The organism is Alcaligenes sp. SJTW-7 (genome assembly GCF_047716895.1).
In the GTDB taxonomy this organism is placed as follows: domain Bacteria; phylum Pseudomonadota; class Gammaproteobacteria; order Burkholderiales; family Burkholderiaceae_B; genus Alcaligenes; species Alcaligenes ammonioxydans.
This window is the reverse complement of the sequence record NZ_CP136682.1, coordinates 3,273,897-3,294,278: the sequence shown is the minus strand read 5'-3', so window position 1 is coordinate 3,294,278 and position 20,382 is coordinate 3,273,897. Positions and strand designations below refer to the sequence as shown.

Here is a 20,382-nt window from a genome sequence, read left to right as displayed (position 1 = left end):
CTGGCGTGAGGGACGCTTTGTCGTTTGACCGGTCGGGCTGCCAATATTTGGCGGCATAATGCCTGTCGTTACAGCGATGGAGACGTTTAAACGCTTCTTTAGACTGTGCGTAGAGACAATTGAGTTTTAGCCGGGGAGTATTCATGTCGGAGTTGAACGCAGGCAGGGGTCGGCGGTCCCGATCTTTCTATGTCTGGGTGGTGGTAGGGCTGTTGGTCACGGCAGGCCTTGTTTATTACGCCCTGTCATCCTCTTCTGATACCGCCGGCCCTTTGCGGGGGCCGCGCGGCATGATGGGGGCAACGAAAGTTCCGGTTCATGTGTCGACCGTGCAGCAAGGTTTGATCGATCAAACCGTTAATGCGATTGCCACCGTCAAGCCCTTACAAACGGTGGCTGTGCGTGGGCAGGTCGACGGCGTGCTCGAACGCATCTATTTCAACGATGGCCAGCGTGTGAAAGCAGGCGAGCTGCTGGCCGAGATTGACCCGCGCACCTATCAGGTGCAGCTGGATCAGGCTCGCGGACAATTGGCGCAAAATCAGGCCCAGTTAAAAGGGGCGCAACAAGAGCTGCAACGCCACCGCATCCTATTTCAACAAAATTCGATTTCCCGTCAATCTTTGGAGACCAAGGAAACGGCGGTTCAGCAATTGCAGGCGCAGATCAAATCCAATCAGGCTGAGGTGGCGCGTGCCCAGGTTCAATTGGACCGCACGCGCATTACCGCGCCCCTGGAGGGCCGCCTGGGTTTGCGCAAGCTGGACCAGGGCAATCTGGTGTCAGCCGGCAATACCGATGGCATTGTTCTGATTACCCAGATTGACCCCATCGGTGTGGAATTTTCCTTGCCTCAAAACCAGCTAAGTCGCTTGCTGGAGGCCATGAGACAAAGTGAGTCCCCCTTGCGCGTGACCCTGATCGACAGCAAGGGACAGATTTTGTCGGATAAAGGCCGCTTGCAGGCACTGGACAACCAGATCGACATCAATACCGGCACCTTGAAGGTGAAGGCCGAGTTTGAAAATGCCGATGAAACCCTGTTTGCCAATCAGTTTGTCAATGCTCGAGTGTTTCTGGGGCAGGACCAGGGATTGCTCATTCCTTCTCATGCGGTGCAGCGGGGGGCGGTGGGAACCTATGTCTATACCCTGGATGCCGAGGACAAGGTTCATATTCAAGTGGTGGAGCTAGGAACAGCCACCTTGGAGCAAACCCTGGTGACAAGCGGTCTGAAAGAAGGCGATCGCGTTGTGGTAGAAGGCACCGATCGTCTGCGTGAAGGCTCGCAGGTCGAGGTGATGAACCAGGATGGTCAGGCCGTTGAAAAGCCTGTTCAGGCTGATGCCGCCGGCACAGCGCAGAATCCGCGTACGGGTGAGGGTCGCCGTCCACGTCCAGCAAGCGAGTAAGCCGTGAGCATGTCGCGTATTTTTATCCTGCGCCCGGTAGCTACCACCCTGGCGATGGTAGCCCTGCTGGTATCGGGTTTGCTGGCCTATCGTATGCTGCCTGTAGCCGCCTTGCCACAGGTGGACTATCCCACGATTCAGGTGGTTACCTTGTATCCGGGCGCCAGTCCGGATGTGGTAGCGTCTTTAATTACCTCCCCCCTTGAGCGGCGGTTTGGCAGCATGTCGGGCCTGTCGCAGATGATTTCGTCCAGCTCAGGCGGCGCATCGCGCATTACCTTGCAGTTTGATTTGGGCTTGCCCCTGGATGTGGCTGAGCAAGAAGTGCAGGCGGCCATTAATGCCGCCTCAAATATGTTGCCCAATGATTTGCCGGCCCCCCCCATCTACAACAAGGTCAATCCGGCTGATACCCCGGTCATTTCTCTGGCGGTGACCTCCCCGAATATGCCGTTGCACGAGGTGCGTGATCTTATTGACGTGCGTGTTGCGCAGAAACTGTCACAGGTCACAGGCGTGGGCCTGGTCAGTATTGCCGGGGGGCAGGAGCCTGCCGTACGTATTCAGGCAGATCCCAATGCCCTGGCTGCACGCAATCTGACTCTCAGCCACATCCGGCAGGCAGTCGTTGCCGCCAACGTGAATCAACCCAAAGGGAATCTGGACGGTCCCCAGCGCTCGACCAGCATCGGCGCCAACGAGCAGTTGAAGACGGTGCGGGACTATGAAAACCTGATTGTCAGCTACAAGGACGGCGCAGCCGTACGCCTGGGGGAATTGGCCACGGTGCTGCGGGATGCCCAGGATGTGCGTCAGGCGGCCTGGATGGGCACAGTCCCGGCGATCTTGCTGAATATTCAGCGTCAGCCCGGGGCCAATGTCATTGATGTCGTGGATCAGATTCAGAGTCTGTTGCCCGAGATCCGCCGTTCCTTGCCGGTGGGCGTGGACGTTGAGGTGGCCACGGACCGCACGCAGACCATTCGCGATTCGGTTGACCATGTGCAAAAGGAAATGATGCTGGCCATCGTGCTGGTGGTGTTGGTGACCTTTGTTTTTCTGCGCACCTGGACGGCCACCTTGATACCGAGCGTCGTGGTGCCTATCTCCCTGATCGCCACCTTTGCCATCATGTTGATGTGGGGCTTCAGCGTTAACAATCTGACCCTCATGGCGCTGACTGTGGCCACCGGCTTCGTGGTTGATGATGCGATCGTGATGATCGAGAACATTGCCCGCTACATTGAAAAAGGTGAATCCGCGTTGCAGGCCGCTTTGAAGGGGGCTGCGCAGATTGGCTTTACGCTGCTGTCCTTGACCATTTCCCTGATTGCCGTGTTGATTCCCTTGCTCTTTATGAGTGATGTGATCGGCCGTCTGTTTCGTGAATTTGCCATTACGCTGGCGGTGGCTATCCTGTTGTCCCTGTTCATTTCGCTCACGCTCACGCCCATGATGTGCGCGCGCATGCTCAAGCCCGAGGATGAGCGTCAGTATGGCCGCTTCACGACCTGGCTGGGCGAACAGATGGATCGCATCATTGCCGCGTACGATCGTGGCCTGCGGGTCGTGTTGCGTCACCAGACCTTGACTCTATGGGTGGCGTTGGGCACGGTGCTGATGACAGGGCTGTTGTACCTGGTGGTTCCCAAAGGATTTTTTCCGCAACAGGACACCGGCCTGATCCAGGCGATTACGCAGGGGCCTCAAACCGCGTCGTTCCGTGCCATGGGGGACTTGCAGCAGCAAGCGGTTGCCATCGTCCTTGAAGACCCGGATGTGCAGGCCGTGACCTCCTTTATCGGCGTGGATGGCACCAATGCCACCTTGAATAATGGTCGCCTGCAAATTGCCCTCAAGCCGATCGGCTCGGGCCGTGCCACGGCCGACGAAATCATGGCCCGACTCGATGCGCGCCTGAAGGATATTCCGGGTTTGACGGTTTACCAGCAGTCCATTCAGGAACTGACGGTGGATGACCAGATCAGCCGTAATGTGTATCAGATGGCTTTGTCCGATCCGGAAACGGCGGTGCTGACTCGCTGGATGCCGCGTTGGCTGGAGGCGGTCAAAGCCTTGCCGCAGATTAAAGATGCTTCCATGAGCCTGCAGGACAAGGGCTTGCAGGTGCTGCTCGATATCGACCGGGATGCCGCAGCCCGCGTGGGTGTGACCAAGGCCAATATCGACGATGCCCTGTATGACGCTTTTGGTCAGCGTTTGATCTCCACGATCTACACGCAGTCTGCGCAATATCGGGTGGTGCTGGAGGTCAAGGACCAGTATCGCCAGGACCCGCAGGACCTGGAAAATATTTACGTGATGACCACGGCAGGTACGCCGGTGCCCATTACCTCCCTGGCGCGTATCGAGCTGGTGCCAAGCACCTTGTCGGTGGAGCGGCTGGGTCAATTTCCCGCCGTGAATGTGTCCTTTGATGTGGCGGACGGCTATTCCTTGTCCGACGCGATTGAAGCGATTGAAACCGTCCCTGACGAGATCGGCATGCCATCCTCGGTGGACACCCGCTATCTGGGTGCGGCCAAAGCCTTTCATGCGTCCTTGTCCAGCACGCTGTGGCTGATGCTCGCTGCGGTGCTGACCATGTATATCGTGCTGGGGATTTTGTATGAAAGCTACATACACCCCATCACGATTCTGTCTACCTTGCCCTCTGCCGCGATCGGGGCCTTGCTGGCGTTGCTGCTGGCCGGGCGGGATTTGGATATGGTCGGGGTGATCGGGATCATCCTGTTGATTGGCATCGTGAAAAAGAACGCCATCATGATGATCGACTTTGCGCTGGAGGCTCAGCGCGAGCAGGGGGTCAGTCCTCAGGAGGCGATTCATCAGGCGGCTTTACTGCGTTTTCGCCCTATTTTGATGACCACCCTGGCGGCTTTGTTCAGCGCCATCCCCCTGATGCTGGCAACCGGCTCTGGCGCAGAGCTGCGCCAGCCCCTGGGCCTGGTCATGGTGGGGGGGCTGCTGGTCAGTCAGGTGCTGACCTTGTTTACGACTCCCGTGATCTATCTGTTTTTTGATCGCTTTACCCGCCGTGGTGCCAAGTCGGTGCGCGAGTCGACATGAAACGTTTGCTAGGTTTGTTCATTTTTCGTCCAGTGGGCTCCAGCCTGCTGGCGCTGGCGATGGTGCTGGTGGGCGCATTGGCATTGCGCCTCTTGCCGGTATCCTCCTTGCCGGAAATGGATTTTCCGGTGATCGCGATTTCAGCCAACTTGCCAGGCGCCAGCCCTGAGACGATGGCCTCCAGTGTGGCAACGCCGCTGGAGCAGGCCCTCGGTTCCATTGCCGGGATCTCAGAGATGAGTTCGCGCAGCAGCGAAGGCTCCACCCAGATCATGCTGATTTTTGATCTGGATCGAGATATTGAGGGGGCCGCCCGCGATGTGCAGGCTGCCATCAATCAGGCACGGCCCATGCTGCCCTCGGGCATGTCCAGCGTCCCGACCTACGAGAAGGTCAACCCCTCCTCCATGCCCATCATGGTGCTGGCGCTGACGTCGCAAACGGCCAGCAAGGCCCAGCTTTTTGATATGGCCAGCGGCATTGTGCAGCAAAAGCTGGCGCAGATTCCGGGTGTGGGTTCGGTGGATGTGGGGGGCGGTTCCTTGCCGGCGGTGCGGGTTGGCTTGAATCCCAAAGCCCTGGCCTCGGCTGGCATTGCCTTGGATGATGTGCGTGCAGTCATCAATAACGCCAATAGTTTGCGTCCCAACGGGTATCTGGAAAGCGAGCAGGGTCAATGGCAGATCAACTCGGGCAAGCAGTACAACCAGGCACGATTTTTTGAGCCTCTGGTGCTGAAAAACCAGGACGGACAGGTGATCCGTTTGGGCGATGTCGCCAAGGTTGAGGATTCTGTGGAGAACATTCACAGCCTGGGCTATTTGAACAACCAGGAAGCCGTGTTGTTGATTGTGCGTCGTCAGGCGGGCGCCAATATTATCGAGACCGTCAACACCATTCGCGAACGGTTGCCCGATATCGAGGAAATGCTGCCCAGTCAGGCGCAGTTGACGGTCGCACAGGACCGCACGCCCAGTATCCGGGCCACCTTGGAAGAGGCTCAGCTTACCCTGATTATCGCGGTAGCCCTGGTGGTGCTGGTGGTGTTGGTGTTTCTGCGAAATTGGCGGGCCGCCCTGATTCCCGCCATTGCGGTCCCGGCCTCCCTGATCAGTACCTTTGCGTTCATGCATCTGTTCGGCTTCACGCTCAATACCATTTCCCTGATGGCCTTGATCGTGGCGACGGGTTTTGTGGTGGATGATGCGATTGTGGTGCTCGAGAGCATCATGCGTTATTTGGAAAAAGGTCTGTCACCGATGCGGGCGGCCTTGCGCGGGACTCGTGAAGTGGGCTTTACCGTAACGGCCATGAGCTTGTCGCTGGTGGCGGTGTTCATCCCCTTGTGGTTGATCGGGGGGCTGGCAGGGCGGCTGTTCATGGAGTTTGCAGTCACGCTGTGTACGGCCGTTCTGGTGTCGTTGGTGATCTCTCTGATGCTCACTCCGATGATGTCGGCCCGCTTGCTGCGCCCCGGGCCGCAGGAGTCGGAGGGTTCGCATCCAATCAGCCGCTTTTTGGGCTGGATTGGCAATGTCAGCTGGCGGGCGTATCGCCGCTCGTTGCAGTGGGCCCTCAAACATCATCGTCTGATGCTGTTTTCCTTGTTTGCCACCATCGGTCTGAATGTGTATCTGTATACCGTGGTGCCCAAGGGGCTGTTCCCTCAGCAAGATACCGGACAGTTGATGGGTTTTTTCCGGGTGGACAGGGGTACCTCGTTTCAGTCCATGGTGCCCAAGCTGGAGCACTTTCGCTCCATCCTGAATCAGGACCCGGACATTCGCTCGGTTGCGGTGTTTGCCGGGGGCCGGGGCGGCAGTACCTCGTCCTTTATTCTGGTGGAACTCAAGCCCATGGATGAGCGCAAGGCCAGCACGACGGACATCGTCAATCGCCTGCGCGAGCCTTTGTCGACTACGCCGGGTGCACGCATGTTCATGGTGCCGCAACAGGATATCCCGGTAGGCAGCGGAGGAGGGGGGCGTAGCGGCTCCTATGATTACTCCTTGATGGGCAGCGATCTGGAGCTGTTGAAAACCTGGTTGCCCAAGGTGCAGCAGGCCATGGCCGAACTGCCTGAACTGGTGGACGTGGATACCGGTACGGACGATAAGGCGGGCCTGGTTCAGCTGGAGATCGATCGTGATATGGCGTCCCGTCTGGGCATTGACATGGCCATGGTGGCTGGAACGCTGAATAACTCTTTTTCCCAGCGCCAGGTCTCGACAATTTATGGTCGCTTGAACCAGTATTACGTGGTGATGGAAGTGGAGCCGCGTTTTGCCCAGGACCTGGAATCGCTTAAGGAAATCGAAGTGGTGGCCAAGGATGGAACCCGGGTTCCCTTGTCTGCCTTTACCCGCTTTAGTGCGGGAACTGCGCCGCGCAGCATCAACCACACGGGACTGTTGGTGGCCGAGTCTGTCTCTTTCGATTTGGCCGAAGGAGTCACCCTGAGCGAGGCGACAGCAGCAATCGAGCAGGCCATGGCGCGCATTCAATTGCCCACCCGCGAGATTCAGGCCGGATTTGAAGGCAACACGGCCCAGATGCTCGATGCCCTGGCCAAGCAGCCCTTGATGTTTTTGGCGGCTCTGGTGGCTTTGTATATTGTGTTGGGGATGCTCTATGAGAGCTATATGCATCCGCTGACTATCTTGTCGACCTTGCCTTCGGCCGGAATCGGCGCGTTGCTGGCCCTGATGATGACCAGTGGCGAGTTCAACCTGATTGCCATGATCGGGGTGTTTTTGCTGATTGGTATCGTCAAGAAAAACGCCATCATGATGGTGGACTATGCCTTGCAAATGGAGCGTGAGCGCGGCATGGGCTCGCGTGAGGCGATTTATGAGGCCTGCCTGGTACGTTTTCGCCCCATCATGATGACGACCTTGTCTGCCATTTTTGGCGCTATCCCCCTGATTGTGGCCTCTGGGCCCGGTGTCGAGATGCGCCAGCCTTTGGGGGTCACGATTGTGGGCGGGCTGGTGCTCAGTCAGATTCTGACGCTCTATACCACTCCGGTCGTTTATCTTTATCTGGATCGTCTGCGTCATCGTTTCATGCGCCGCAAGAACCAGACAACTTCGACTCTATAAGCTGATATGCCTATTTCCAACGTCCTGATTTTTCCGCGTTTTGCATTGGCAGCCATGGTGATGGCCCTGTCTGCGTGCGCTGTCGGCCCTGACTATCAGCGGCCGCAGGCGCCAGTCGGTGAGCATTTTCGGGAAGCAGTACGCGCGACGGCCTGGAAGCCGGCTGAGCCGGCAGATCTGAATGACCGTGGCCCTTGGTGGGAAAGTCTCAATGACGGGGTGCTGAATGCCTTGATGCAAAGTCTGAACGAGCAGAATTTCACCTTGCAGCAGGCTCAGGCACGGGTGCGTCAGGCCCAGGCCACGGTGTCAGGTACCCGGGCGACACAGTTTCCGCAGGTGGGCAGTTCGGTCGGTACGACACGACGTGGCAGCGGCTCGGGTGCTACCAGCCAAAGCAGCAGTGCGTATGACGCTAGCGTCACAGTGAATTGGGAAGTGGACTTGTGGGGGCGGATCAGCCGTCAGGTGGAAGCGGGCGATGCGAGCCTGCAGGCCAGTGCGGCGGACCTGGCGGCAACGCGGCTGAGTTTGCAATCCCAATTGGCGCAGACCTATTTGCAGTACCGCAGTGCCGAATCCAGTGCGCGGGTGTTGGATGAAACCGTGGCGGCGTATGAGCGTTCCTTGCAAATCAATCAGAATCGCCTGGAGGCTGGTTTTTCGACACCCGCGGATGTAGCCGCTGCCTTGAGTCAGCTTGAAGGGGCACGGACCCAGCGTCTGGCCCTGGATCGCCAGAAGGCCAGCTATCAGCATGCGATGGCGGTTCTGGTCGGACGCCCGCCCTCGCAGTTTGACGTGGTGCCTAATGCGCCTTGGCCGGTGGCCCCGGATATTCCGGTGGGCCTGCCTTCCAGTTTGCTGGAGCGCCGTCCGGATGTCGCGCGCGCCGAGCGTCGCATGGCGCAGGCCAATGCGCAGATCGGGGTGGCCAAGGCCGCCTGGTTTCCCAGTTTGAACCTGAAAGCCAGTGGCGGTTTCAGTAGTAGTGATCTGAGTGAATGGCTGACCGCGCCAGCGCGTGTCTGGTCACTGGGACCGGCCTTTGCCTTGACGTTGCTGGATTTTGGCGCGCGACGCGCTCAGGTCGAGCAGGCGCAAGCCAGCTATGACGAGCAATTGGCGGGCTATCGCCAGACTGTTCTGGATGCGCTCAAAGAAGTGGAAGATGCCTTGTCCGAGCTTTATGGGCTGGAGCGGGAGCAGGCCAGTCAGGCACGGTCCTTGGCCGCTGCACGGGAGTCCCTGCGTTTGACGCGCAATCAGTTTGATGCTGGCCTGGTGGATTTTCTGAGTCTGGCACAAACTCAGGCAACGGCCTTGTCGGCAGAGCGGCAGGCGCTGGATCTGGAGTCCCAGCGCCTGCGGGCAGCGGTCAAGCTGATGGTGGCACTTGGAGGGGGCTGGGACGCACAAACCGGGTTGACAGCTGAAGAAGTGGCAAAAGCGGGTATGAAGAAAACAGTCGCCGCGCAGCCGGCTGCAAGCGCATCAGGTGCCGCCGCCCAGTGAGGACGTGCGGGGGCCTGCCCGCTGACACGGGATCGTTCTTCCAGCTTGCGGATGCCTTGGCGTGCTTGCGAGGGGGGATTTATTCCTGGTCCATCCAGGCGTAGAGTCCCTCTACCCATTCTTCGCCGTCAGCCAAGCCCAAGGTGGCTTGAATCTGATCGGCACGCTTGTATAAATCATCAAAATCAATTTGTGGCGGGTCAACAAACGCCAGCGCGACCAGGTTGCCGTCGTGTGTTTCTGGTAACCAGACTACGGCGGCAAAGCTTTTTTGCAGCGCATGCAGATTGCGAGCATGAACCAGCTCAGAGCCCAGCAGGTTGACCGTCAACAAACCCTGCGGACCCAAGGCTCGCCGACAGGCTAGGTAAAAGTCCTGGCTTTCCAGGGCGGGATGTTCGGCCTGATCGGAGTACACATCCACCTGCAGCACATCCAGTTCGCCATGTAGGGCATCCAGGTAGTCCAGTGCGTCGACCGTATGCACGCTCAAACGCTCGTCATCGGGCGGCAGATGGAACAACAGGCGATTGGCTCGCACCACTTCCGGGTTGATTTCCACCGCGTCGATACGCGCTTGTGGAAAATGCAGGTAGCAAAAACGTGTCAGACTGCCTGCGCCTAGCCCGAGCTGGGCAATGCGTTGAGGGGCATGCTGAAACAGCGTCCAGATCATCATCTGTCGGATGTAGTGCAGCTCAAGCTGATCGGGGGCGGCCAGGCGCATGGCCCCCTGCACCCAGGCTGAACCCAGGTGCAGGTAACGGACACCTTCGTGCTCCGAAATGGTGACGTGGGGCGTCATGCCGGGTTGTTGTCCAGCATGTGACGCATGCCGGCAATACCGTGTGCGCCATGCGTGCGTGCGTCGGCCAGGGTATGCGCCGATTGTCCGCCTATGGCAAAGACGGGAAGGCCAGCCTGTTCTGCCAGACGGGCAAAGCGGGCCCAGCCCATGCCGGGTTCGTCGGGATGCGAAGCGGTGTCCAGCACATGACCCAGCACGAGGAAATCTGCCTGGATTTTGCGGGCGATTTCAATATCGCTTTCATTGTGCGTGGACATGCCGATCAGGCCCTTGCTGATCGCGGGAACGCTTGTCAGGGTATCGTGGCATTTGGCGGACAAGGCTTGGGCGTCGCTGGCGCGCAAGTGCACGCCATCGGCGTGATCCCACCAACTTTCTGGATGCAGGCTGTTGACCAGGCAGCGGGCCTGATACCGTTGGCACAGCGTGACGACCTGCAGGAACGCCTGATGAAGATGAAATTCGGCATCGGGGCGGGCAGCCCAGGCCGGTTCGCGAAACTGGACCAGGGCCGGTCCCTGTTGCAGGGCCTGCTCCAGCTGTTCCAGGTAGGCGGGCAGGCGGCCTGGTTCTTCAATATGGGTAATCAGGTAGCGTTCGGGCAGCTGCAGCCACTTCATGGGTGGCTCCGTGGCCGGCAGCACAGGCCCTACCTCCAGCGGCCCCTGGGGGTTGACCCAGGCAAGCTCCTGTCCTTCCAGGCATTGGGGCTCGCCCTCCCATTCCCGCACCAGACAAAAAGAGAGTTTGACGAAATTTTTTGGGTATTCGTGGGTGTAGGTGACCCAAGGATGCGCAAGCGTGGTTTCAATTCCGAGCTCTTCGCGCAGTTCCCGTACCAGCGCTTCGAGAACGCTCTCGCCCGCCTCAATCTTGCCGCCCGGCAGTTCCCACCAGCCCGGCCACGGTTTATCGGCCGGGCGTTTTCCCAGCAACACCCGGCCGTCGGGGTTCAATAAAACGCCAACGGCCACTTCCAGCGTGGGTTTAGACATGTCTAGCGGTCCAATCTCTAGCAAATTGACGTGCTACCCGGCCCGAGCGCGAGCCGCGCTCCAGCGCCCATTGCAGGGCTTCCATGCGCGAGCTTTCGATGTGTTCTGCCGGGCAGCCCAATGCGCCCAGCCAGTAGTACACAATGTCCAGGTAGTCGTCTTGTTTAAAGGGGTGAAACGACAACCATAGTCCAAAGCGCTCGGACAGGGATACCTTTTCTTCTACTGCCTCGCCGGGGTGGATCTCACCGTCTGCCGATGTGGAGACCCCCAGGTTCTCTTTCATGTATTCGGGCATCAGATGGCGTCGGTTGGAGGTGGCGTAGATCAGAACATTGTCGCCGGGCGAGGCCACGGAGCCGTCCAGAACGGATTTGAGCGCTTTGTAACCCGCTTCACCTTCTTCGAACGACAGGTCATCGCTGAAGATGATGAAGTGTTCGGGGCGGGAGCTGATCAGGTCGATAATGGTCCCCAGGTCCGCCAGATCGGATTTGTCCACTTCGATCAGACGCAGGCCCTGATCGGCAAACTTGGCCAGCATGGCTTTGACCAGCGAGCTTTTGCCGGTGCCGCGAGCCCCTGTCATCAATACATTATTGGCCGGTTTGCCGTCCAGAAAATGACGGGTGTTGCGCTCAATAATGCTCTTTTGACGTTCAATATGATGCAAATCGTCGGTGCGAATGGTGGCGACGTGCTGCACGCCCTCCAGCCAGCCACGCGAACCATTGTTGCGCCAGCGAAACGCCGTGCAGTCCCAGTCGATAGGGGGGGGAGCAGGCGGCAACCAGGCTTCCAGTTGAGCGAGAACCCGCTCGGCCCGGCTGATCAGGGTACTCAGGTCTTGCGAGCTCAAGACGGTCTCCGATTCAGGTTGAAACGCTTATTATCGCTAATTTGGCACCTTTTTCTGCGATCACTGTTGTGCTTGAGGCGTAACAATGGGCCCAAAGCGATTCAAAATCGTATAATCACCAAGTTACGATTGGCCGACAGCGGCCCCCTCCCTTACTCGTCCGGAATTCTGTTTTGAACCTGTCCACCCTGATTGAACCTATTGCCGACGACATGAAGGCTCTTGATGTCGTCATTCGTGAACGCTTGAATTCGGATGTGGTGCTAATACGCACAATTGGTGAATACATCGTTAGTGCAGGCGGCAAGCGCATGCGTCCTGCGCTGCTGTTGCTGGTAGCCCGCGCGCTGGCCTATCAGGGGAGCACACACCATTTATTGGCGGGCGTGGTGGAGTTTATCCACACGGCCACCCTGCTTCACGACGATGTGGTTGACGAGTCCGATATGCGTCGCGGTCGTCATACCGCCAATGCGGTGTATGGCAATGCAGCCAGCGTACTGGTAGGCGACTATCTGTACTCGCGCTCGTTCGAGATGATGGTGCAGTCCAATTCCATGCCTGCCATGGCCGTGCTCTCGGCAGCCACTACCGTGATCGCTGAAGGCGAGGTTTTGCAGCTGCTGAACGTACATGATCCCGACGTCTCGCTGGAGCGTTACCTGCAGGTGGTGCGTTACAAGACGGCCAAGCTCTTTGAGGCGGCTGCACAGGTAGGTGCGATTGTTGCGGGCGCCTCGCCCGACATGGAAGCGGCCATGGCCGCTTACGGTCGTCATTTGGGTACGGCCTTCCAACTGGTGGACGATGTGCTCGATTACACTGGCGACGCCCAGGCCCTGGGCAAGAACGTAGGCGACGATCTGCGTGAGGGCAAACCGACCATGCCTCTGATCCGTGTCATGGAAGTGGGTACGGCCGAGCAGGTTCAACTCATCAAGTCGGCGATTGAAACCGGCGATGCCGATTTTGCCGCAGTGGCCCGCGCCATCGAACAGACTGATGCGCTCACTTACACCCGTGAAGCGGCCAAGGCCGAAGCACAACTGGCGGTTCAGGCGCTGGCGGATGTGCCCGAGAGCGAATTCAAACAGGTTTTGTTAAGTTTGTGCGCGTTTTCGGTAGAGCGCGACCGCTAACTCCGCTTCTTTCTCCAACCCGCCTTGTGGCGGGTTTTTTTGTAATAGAGCGGTCTTATTCGTGGGAATTGGCGGCATTAGGCACCTGTTCGTGTTATTTTTCTCGGTTTTACTACGCTGTTGGTGGTCATGCCTTTGCCCCACAAGGACGAAGTAGCGACGATGGACATGCCTATTTGAACAAATTGGTTTGAAGCCTCTGTCAGACACATAGGTACAGGCCCCTTATCCCAAAGATGTAAGGAACGGATAGATGAACATTCAGCTCGATATAGCGCAAACGGTAGGTTTGGCGGCTGTTTTTCTCGTGCTGGGAGAATATATAAAGAATCGTGTTGCTGTGCTGGCCCGATATTTTATTCCCAGCCCCATTATTGGCGGTTTGATTTTTGCTTTGATCGCCTTGGTTGGCCACCAGACCGGTTCGTTTAGCTTTGCGTTCAACGACGATATACGCAACTTCTTGCTGATGGCCTTTTTTACCACCATCGGCTTTTCAGCCAGTTTCGAGCTGCTGAAAAAAGGGGGCGTGGCGGTCGGCTTGTTTTTGGGCTGTGCCGTTGCCCTGATTATTCTGCAGAACGTGATGGGCGTAAGCCTGGCTGCTTTGATGAACGCCAATCCTCTCCTGGGTCTGGCGGCCGGGTCCATCTCCATGACGGGCGGCCACGGTACTTCGGCTGCCTTTGGTCCCTTGCTTGAGCGTGCCGGCGCCGTAGGCGCCTTGCCTGCCGCCATTGCCGCTTCCACCTGGGGGCTGGTGATGGGCTGCGTCATTGGTGGTCCGTTGGGCAAGCGCTTGATGAAGAAATACAAGATCGACGGTCCCGCTCCACACCGTCGCCACCGTCGCCAGCACGAAGGTGCGGATGCCGCTCACCCTACAGAAACCACGGTTAAAGAAGTTGTTCAGACCGACGAGGGCGGTTTTGAGATGCCTGTTTATGCTGTGGTGCTGCTCTCCATCGCGATTGGTGTGGGCAGTGTCATTATCGAATGGCTGAGCGAGCGCGGGATTGTGTTGCCCGCCTATCTGGGAGCCATGCTGGTGGCTGCCATCATCCGCAACGTGATTGACTGGCGTCGCTATCGTCTGCCTGAAAAAGAGTTTGAAATCATCGGCAATGTGTCCCTGGCCTTTTTCCTGGTCATGGCCTTGATGGTGATGAAATTGTGGGAACTGGCCGAGGTGGCCGGGCCGCTGCTGGTCATCCTGATTGCGCAAACGGTGTTGATGTTCTTCTTTGCCAGATATGTGACGTTCAAGGTCATGGGCAAGGATTATGACGCGGTAGTGATGTCGGCCGGGCATTGTGGTTTCGGCATGGGTGCCACGCCTAATGCCATGGCCAATATGCAGGCTTTCACCGAAGATAATGGCCCTTCGCGCAAGGCCTTTTTTGTGATTCCCCTGGTCGGCTCCTTGTTCATCGATTTTTTCAACGCCGTCATCATCACTGGCTTTGTGAACTTCCTGACTTAAGCAGACAAGACGACGGCCGCGCCTATTGGGCGCGGCCGTTTCATAGGGCAGGGTCGTGGGGCAAAATCGCGGCGCTGTCCTTGTACACCGTGCTTTCAGGCTTTGTGAAGCAGATCCCTCAAGGCCTCGGACAGATCAGGGTAGCGCCAGCTGAAACCTGCTTGCTGGGCCCGCAGCGGAATCAGGTGTTGCCCGCCGAGCAGCAGAACGGACATCTCTCCCAAGGCCAGACGCAGCGCCCAGGCCGGGGCATGAAACAGTGCTGGCTTGCCCAGCTCCTGAGCCAGGACGCGAGTGAACTCTGCATTGCGCACCGGCTGAGGCGCACACGCGTTATAAGGGCCCTCACAGCTCTGGTTGTGCAATAGGTAGTCGATAAGCGCGACCTGGTCTTCAAGGTGTATCCACGGCATCCATTGTTGCCCATCGCCCAGTCTGGCACCCAGTCCCAGCCTGAACGAGGGGAGCAGCCGAGCCAACATCCCGGCGTTTTTGGCCAAGACGGGCGCGGTACGCAGCAAGACCACGCGTACCCCCCATTGGCGAGCTTGTTCGGCCTCTTGCTCCCAGGCCACGCAAAGCTGGCTGCCAAAGTCCTTGTTGCCCGGTGCGCTGGCCTCGGTCAGTTGCTGCTCTCCGCCATCGCCGTACCAGCCTACCGCTGAGCCCGAGATCAAGACGGGGGGCACCGACGCTTGTCGCCCCATCCAGTCCACCAGACGGCGTGTCAGATCGACCCGACTTTGCCATAGAAGCTGGCGCCGTGCCTCAGTCCAGCGTTGATTGGCAATTGGGGCTCCGGCCAGGTTGATGACCGCGTCAAATGGCGCGCTGCCATTGAGCTCGTCCAGCACGGCGATGCCCGTTGCGCCTGGGCACAGTTGGGGGACTTGCTGGGGCTTTCGGCTCCACACCCAGAGTTCGTGGCCGTGTTGTTGCCAGTGTCGGCAAAGGGCCTGTCCAATGAGGCCCGTGCCTCCTGTCAGAAGGATGCGCATGGAATTCTCCGTGTGTGAAGGTGAGCAAAGAACTTACCAAGGCAGTCCCTGACCATTGTAGGCCCAGAAACCACCACTGTCCTTTGGGCTGAGTGTGTCTAGCGTGGCCAGCAACGCGTGCGCCGCATCGGCAGGCGGGCGGCCGATTTGAGCGCCCCGAAAGGGAGCCGACAAGGCTGAGGTAACAGTGCCCGGGTGCAGCGCGGCCAGCACGGCTTGAGGATGGGTGCGTGCCAGCTCGATCGATGCGGTTTTGAGCAGAATGTTCAGCGCCGCCTTGGAGGCCCGGTAGCTGTACCAGCCGCCCAGGCGGTTATCGCCAATGCTGCCTACCTTTGCCGACAGCACAGCCAGGATGCCGCGCTCGTGCTTGGGCAGCAACGGTGCAAAATGGGCCAATACCAGGGCCGGGCCTATCGCGTTGGTGTTAAAGCTGGCCATCAGGTGATCGGCATTCAGATCGGCCAAGCGCTTTTCAGGGCCCCCGGTAGGACCACTGAGCATGCCGGTCGCAAGCACGATGAGATGCCAGGGGCCTTGTGTGCTCAAGGTTCGGGCCGCTGCGGCGATCGTCTGTGGCTGATCGAAGTCCAGGGCGGGTGTGCTGCGCCGGTGCAGGCTAACAAGCTCGCTGCAGCGAGGGTCGGCGGCCAACTGGGCGGCCATGGCACCGCCAATGGCGCCAGAGCCGCCCAGAATAAGAGCACGGTAAGCGGTGGGCAGGGATTGCATGTCAGGCCTCGGTCAATGTGGGGGGCTTACAGAGTGCCCAGGTTCTGGCGCAGCTGCTCTGCGTGGGTGCGCAGAGCAGCTTGTTGTTCGGGAGGCATTTTCTGCCATTGGCGATACATCAATGTCATCCGTCCCTTGTCACCCAGCTCTTGGGCATTGCGGGCAAGGAAGTCCCAGTACAAGGCATTGAAGGGGCAGGCGTGTGGCCCTGTCTTCTGCGTGGGCTTGTAGACACACCCCTGACAGTAGTCGCTCATGCGGTGTAAATAGGCGGCGCTGCTGATATAGGGCTTGGTGGCAATCAGGCCACCGTCGGCATGCTGACTCATGCCCAGGGTATTGGGCAGTTCCACCCATTCGAAAGCGTCAATGTAGATGCCCAGGTACCAGCGGTGGACAGCAGCCGGGTCGAGCCCAGCCAGCAGAGCAAAGTTGCCGATCACCATCAGGCGCTGGATATGGTGAGCATGAGCGCTTTGCAAGGACTGCTGAATGCACTGTTGCAGGCAGCGCATGCGGGTGTTCCCTGTCCAGAACCAGTGCGGCAGCGGCAAGTCGTGCCCGAATGCATTGAGGCTTTCGTAGCCCGGCATGTGGGCCCAGTAGATGCCGCGCACGTATTCGCGCCAACCCAGTATTTGACGTGTAAAGCCTTCCACGGCAGCCAAAGGAGCCTGACCTTCCCGCCAGGCCCGTTCGGCCCGTTCCAGCACCTCAAGCGGGTGGAGCATTTTGACGTTCAGGGAAAACGAGAGCAGGGAGTGAAACAGCCGTGGTGCCTGGCTGGACATGGCATCTTCGTAGTCGCCAAAATGCGGCAGTGCATGGGTGATGAAGGCTTCCAGACAGCTCAGCGCTTCCTGGCGATTCAGTGGCCAGCGAAAGGCGTTGGCCTGGGGGTCGCCGAAGCTGGGCACATCACAACGCTGCAGCTTTTCCCAAAGCACACGGTGGTCGTGGCAGGGCCGCCAGTCAGTGGGTTCAGCCGGTGTGCCACGCCAGGGTTTGCGGTTCTCATGGTCAAAGTTCCACTTGCCACCGACCGGCTGTTCATGATTATCCAGCAGCAACCGGTATCGGCGGCGCATACGGCGATAGAAATGCTCCATCAGCCATTGACGACGACCGCGCATCTGAGTGGCCAGTTCATTACGACTGGTCAGAAAGTGTTCACTATCCACCGCTGAGCAAGTCAGGGCCTGCGTGTCCGCCCACTGTTGCAATTGAGTATCCAGTCGCCATTCGTCAGCGTGTTGCCATTGCACCTGGCGCACACCGTAATGCGCCGCGAGTGCCGTCAGATTGTCGGGGATGGAGTGACGGTTGCTGGGGTCTTCAAATGTCACATAACGCACCCGATGGCCAGCGGCTCGCAACTGCTGCGCAAAGTCGCGCATTGCAGCGAAAATGGCCAGAATTTTCTGTGCATGATGCAAGACGTAATCGGTTTCCTGACGCACCTCCATCAGTACATAAACCACCTGCCTGTCCACCTGCTGGAACCAACTGTGCTGTGGGTTGAGCTGGTCGCCCAGTATCAGGCGCAGAGTGTGGGCGCGGTAGTGCGCGTGGCGTGCTGTCTCCATGTGCGGCTGCGTTTACATTCCAGTGACACGACGTACCGCCGAAAAGTACCAGCTATCGGGCAGGCATCGCATGAGCTTTACCCAGCGGGTAAAACGACGGGGGAAGTTCATTTCAAACTGCCCCTGTTTCCAGCCGTGCAAGATATGACGGGCGGCTTCTTCAGGGGTGATGAGCGCGGGCATTTTGAAGCTGTTTTGGGCGGTCAGCGGGGTGTCTACAAAGCCGGGGTTGATAATGGAAATGCCCAGTCCCAACGGGTGCAGATCCAAATAGAGGTTCTCCGCCAGATTATTCAGTGCGGCTTTGGTGGGCCCATAGGCCAGGGACATTGGCAGCCCGCGGTAGCCCGCCACGCTACCCACCAGGGCCAGGTGGCCGCGTCCGGCCTCAAGCAGCATCGGGATGACCGCATCGAGCAGATGCAGCGCACCCACATAATTGACTGCCAGATGTTTCTGCATCTCCAGAAGATTGAACTCGGTCGCCCGTTGTGGCAGGTACCTGCCTGCGCAATACAGCACCAGATCGGGAGCAATATCGACGCAGGCTTGAACTTTCAGCTTGGCCGCAGCCAGCGTTTCAGGTTCGGTGACATCCAGCGGGACGACGACAAACCCGTTTCGGCCTTTGGCCAGCTCGTGCAGTGCATCGGCGTCTCTGGCCGAGACAATGACCTGCGCGCCTTGCGCATGAAGCGCCTCCGCGGTGGCTCTGCCTATGCCTGATGAGGCACCGACAATCCAGGCGTATTTTCCTTGCCAGTGACTGAGCGGCGGATTGAGTTTTGCGTGTAGCAGTGTCATCACACTTACTCCTTCATGAAGGACAGTGTCACATCCCCCAGATGAATGCCGAATTTGCTCATGGCGGCGCGGTTGAGCATGGTGCGGCCATCCATCAAGTACATCCAGTCATCCATGTTCACGTTCCAGACCTTGCCGTCCACCGGCAGTGCCAGCACGTAATTCCAATGAAAGGCGTTGCCCGCGGTCTGGCCCTGGGCCTGGCCGACCACATCGTCAGCGCGTCCGCTGTAGCGGCCATCACCCAGATGCTTCAAATGCCAGATCCGTTGCTGAGTGGTGCCATCGCTGTAGACAAAATGCTCGTCGAGCACGCCTTCATCGCCCTTCCAGGTGCCCGTCATGCGCACGGTAAAGCGCTTGACCACTTTGCCGGAACGGTCTGTGAACAGGCCGTGGGCCGTCAGGGGGCCGTTGAAATATTGACGCAGGTCCAGTTCGGGGCGTTCCTGGGCATAGTCCTGCACCGTGGGTCCCACGCATCCGGCCAGGGTGCCCATAAGTGTCAGTCCCAGGGCGACGCGCCGCCAGGGCAGGGTTGAGACAAGGCTGTTTGTCAGTTTCATATCAGTCTCCAGGATGAGTGCAGATGCTCGGCGCGCCACAGGCCAGCCCACGCCAATAGTTTGAACAGGCAGGGAAGGCCGCCATAAGCCCAGGCCAACGCCTGCAGGCCAGCCGGGTCGCTTGTGCCGCTCTGGTAACCCAGGGCGGAAAGAAGGGGCAGGCACAGACCGGCTGCCAGGGCCAGGTTGAGCTTGGCAGCACAAGTCCACCAGCCCAGATATCGTCCTTCGCCCGAGCCGCCCTGACCGGATTCATGGATGACACCGGTCAGCAGGGCGCCCGGCAGGGCCAGATCCGCGCCCAGAGCCAGCCCACTTGCCAGGCAGATAACGAGGAAGGCGCCACCGTCGCCGGCATCAAGCCAGGGTGTCAGGGAAAAGGCGACAACGCTTGTCAGCATGCCGGCCCGCCAACTGGGTGCCAGTCCCCAGCGCGAGACAGCCCGTACCCATAAAGGTAGCCCTGCCGCGGCGGCGCCGAAATAGCACAGAAGAAAGAGCGGCTGCATCTCCGGGGCCTGCAGGCGGTCCGCCACGAAAAAGGGCAACAAGGTAGCGGGTATGGCGGCGGCTACGCCGTTGAGCATGAAGACGAATAACAGCCTGCGGAAACTGGCATCAGCCCAGGGCGAGGCGGTTGATGCAGGACTGCTGTGCCCCCGCGCATAACCCATGGGTTGAGCGATAGCGGGCGGCAGGCGATGCAGCCCGAACAGGCCTATGGCCAAGGCTAGAAAAAGCACGACACTGGTCGCATCAAAGCCTAACCAGGTGGGCAATATGCTGGCCAGCAAGACACCCAGAAGCGTGGCGCCTTCACGCCACGCGGTGACACGCGCACGCCAATTGGGATCACCACCCCAGCGGGTCCCCCAGGCCTGATGCAAGATGCTGACGGCGCTATAGGCCAAGGTGCATACCAGCAGGCTGAGCGCCAGCCAGATCAGCACCTCTTGTGGGCCACCCTCGGGAGGATGCCACAGTGCGGCAAAACCCAAGCCCATGATCAGGCTGCCCAACAAAGCGGCCAGCCAGGCCTGGCCCAGGCCTCGATGCAAAAGACGATCGGCCAGCCTTCCCAGTGCAGGGTCGAGCACCGCGTCAACGGCTCGGGTAGCCAGCAGCACGGCGCCCAGGCCCGCCAGCGGCACCCCGGCCACCGCCGCGTAGTAATGCGGCAGGTTCACATATAAGGGGAGCGACACGAATGCCAGCGGCAGGCCAAGACTTCCATAGGAGAGTCCCGTACGCCAATGCAGCGGCTTTAAGGGGCGGGAGCCTGGGGGGCGCATGG

The 20,382-nt window shown here is 59.1% G+C and carries 15 protein-coding genes; 6 read left to right on the top strand and 9 right to left on the bottom strand.

Features of this window, described 5'->3' with window-relative positions; translation table 11 throughout:
* The first annotated feature begins 143 nt into the window (after positions 1-143).
* From RSQ48_RS14895 to RSQ48_RS14880, 4 genes are read left to right on the top strand one after another with little or no spacing between them, the layout of a single operon-like run.
* A complete protein-coding gene (locus RSQ48_RS14895) occupies positions 144-1,412 on the top strand; it encodes an efflux RND transporter periplasmic adaptor subunit (RefSeq protein WP_003802031.1) in 1,269 nt (422 codons plus the stop codon).
* 3 nt (positions 1,413-1,415) lie between these two features.
* The gene (locus RSQ48_RS14890) at positions 1,416-4,502 is read left to right on the top strand and encodes a multidrug efflux RND transporter permease subunit (protein ID WP_039943396.1); all 3,087 of its coding nucleotides are present in this window, start codon (positions 1,416-1,418) and stop codon (positions 4,500-4,502) included.
* Positions 4,499-7,603 (top strand): efflux RND transporter permease subunit, encoded by a 3,105-nt coding sequence (locus RSQ48_RS14885; RefSeq protein ID WP_003802025.1) that lies wholly within the window; start codon positions 4,499-4,501, stop codon positions 7,601-7,603. The genes RSQ48_RS14890 and RSQ48_RS14885 overlap by 4 nt, the downstream gene beginning before the upstream one ends.
* 6 nt (positions 7,604-7,609) lie before the next feature.
* Positions 7,610-9,118, top strand: coding sequence for an efflux transporter outer membrane subunit (locus RSQ48_RS14880; protein ID WP_003802023.1), 1,509 nt, complete (start codon positions 7,610-7,612; stop codon positions 9,116-9,118).
* A 79-nt stretch (positions 9,119-9,197) separates the two neighbouring features.
* On the opposite strand, the gene RSQ48_RS14875 is transcribed toward RSQ48_RS14880, so the two are convergent.
* The 3 genes from RSQ48_RS14875 to RSQ48_RS14865 are packed head-to-tail and all read right to left on the bottom strand — an operon-like array spanning position 9,198 to position 11,780.
* Positions 9,198-9,923, bottom strand: a complete 726-nt coding sequence (locus RSQ48_RS14875; RefSeq protein ID WP_415301942.1) for a spermidine synthase — start codon at positions 9,921-9,923, stop codon at positions 9,198-9,200.
* Complete coding sequence (locus RSQ48_RS14870; RefSeq protein WP_059318229.1) at positions 9,920-10,921, bottom strand: Nudix family hydrolase; 1,002 nt, start codon at positions 10,919-10,921, stop codon at positions 9,920-9,922. The genes RSQ48_RS14875 and RSQ48_RS14870 overlap by 4 nt, the downstream gene beginning before the upstream one ends.
* A complete protein-coding gene (locus RSQ48_RS14865; RefSeq protein ID WP_003802018.1) occupies positions 10,914-11,780 on the bottom strand; it encodes an ATP-binding protein in 867 nt (288 codons plus the stop codon). Before RSQ48_RS14865 ends, RSQ48_RS14870 begins: the two co-directional genes overlap by 8 nt.
* A 173-nt stretch (positions 11,781-11,953) precedes the next feature.
* Between RSQ48_RS14865 and ispB the strand changes: the two genes are divergently transcribed.
* Both ispB and gltS read left to right on the top strand, forming a co-directional pair.
* Positions 11,954-12,919 carry an octaprenyl diphosphate synthase gene (ispB, locus tag RSQ48_RS14860; protein ID WP_003802015.1) on the top strand — a complete coding sequence of 322 codons (966 nt, stop codon included), beginning with the start codon at positions 11,954-11,956 and terminating at the stop codon, positions 12,917-12,919.
* 253 nt (positions 12,920-13,172) lie between these two features.
* Positions 13,173-14,402, top strand: a complete 1,230-nt coding sequence (gene gltS / locus RSQ48_RS14855; protein WP_003802010.1) for a sodium/glutamate symporter — start codon at positions 13,173-13,175, stop codon at positions 14,400-14,402.
* A 95-nt stretch (positions 14,403-14,497) separates the two neighbouring features.
* Here the strand turns inward: gltS and RSQ48_RS14850 are convergent, their stop codons facing one another.
* From RSQ48_RS14850 to RSQ48_RS14825, 6 genes are read right to left on the bottom strand one after another with little or no spacing between them, the layout of a single operon-like run.
* Positions 14,498-15,400: a TIGR01777 family oxidoreductase gene (locus RSQ48_RS14850; protein ID WP_059318230.1), complete on the bottom strand. Its 903-nt coding sequence runs from the start codon at positions 15,398-15,400 to the stop codon at positions 14,498-14,500.
* A gap of 33 nt (positions 15,401-15,433) precedes the next feature.
* Positions 15,434-16,132, bottom strand: coding sequence for an SDR family NAD(P)-dependent oxidoreductase (locus tag RSQ48_RS14845; RefSeq protein WP_415301941.1), 699 nt, complete (start codon positions 16,130-16,132; stop codon positions 15,434-15,436).
* 26 nt (positions 16,133-16,158) lie between these two features.
* Entirely contained in the window at positions 16,159-17,718 is a 1,560-nt protein-coding gene (locus tag RSQ48_RS14840) for a cryptochrome/photolyase family protein (RefSeq protein ID WP_131070931.1), read from the bottom strand.
* Positions 17,719-17,730: 12 nt separating this feature from the next.
* Positions 17,731-18,522, bottom strand: a complete 792-nt coding sequence (locus RSQ48_RS14835) for an SDR family NAD(P)-dependent oxidoreductase (protein WP_131070930.1) — start codon at positions 18,520-18,522, stop codon at positions 17,731-17,733.
* A gap of 5 nt (positions 18,523-18,527) precedes the next feature.
* On the bottom strand, positions 18,528-19,088 hold the full coding sequence (locus tag RSQ48_RS14830; protein WP_219235139.1) for a DUF3833 domain-containing protein: 561 nt from the start codon (positions 19,086-19,088) through the stop codon (positions 18,528-18,530).
* On the bottom strand, positions 19,085-20,380 hold the full coding sequence (locus RSQ48_RS14825; protein WP_003801990.1) for an MFS transporter: 1,296 nt from the start codon (positions 20,378-20,380) through the stop codon (positions 19,085-19,087). The genes RSQ48_RS14830 and RSQ48_RS14825 overlap by 4 nt, the downstream gene beginning before the upstream one ends.
* Positions 20,381-20,382 lie beyond the last annotated feature (2 nt).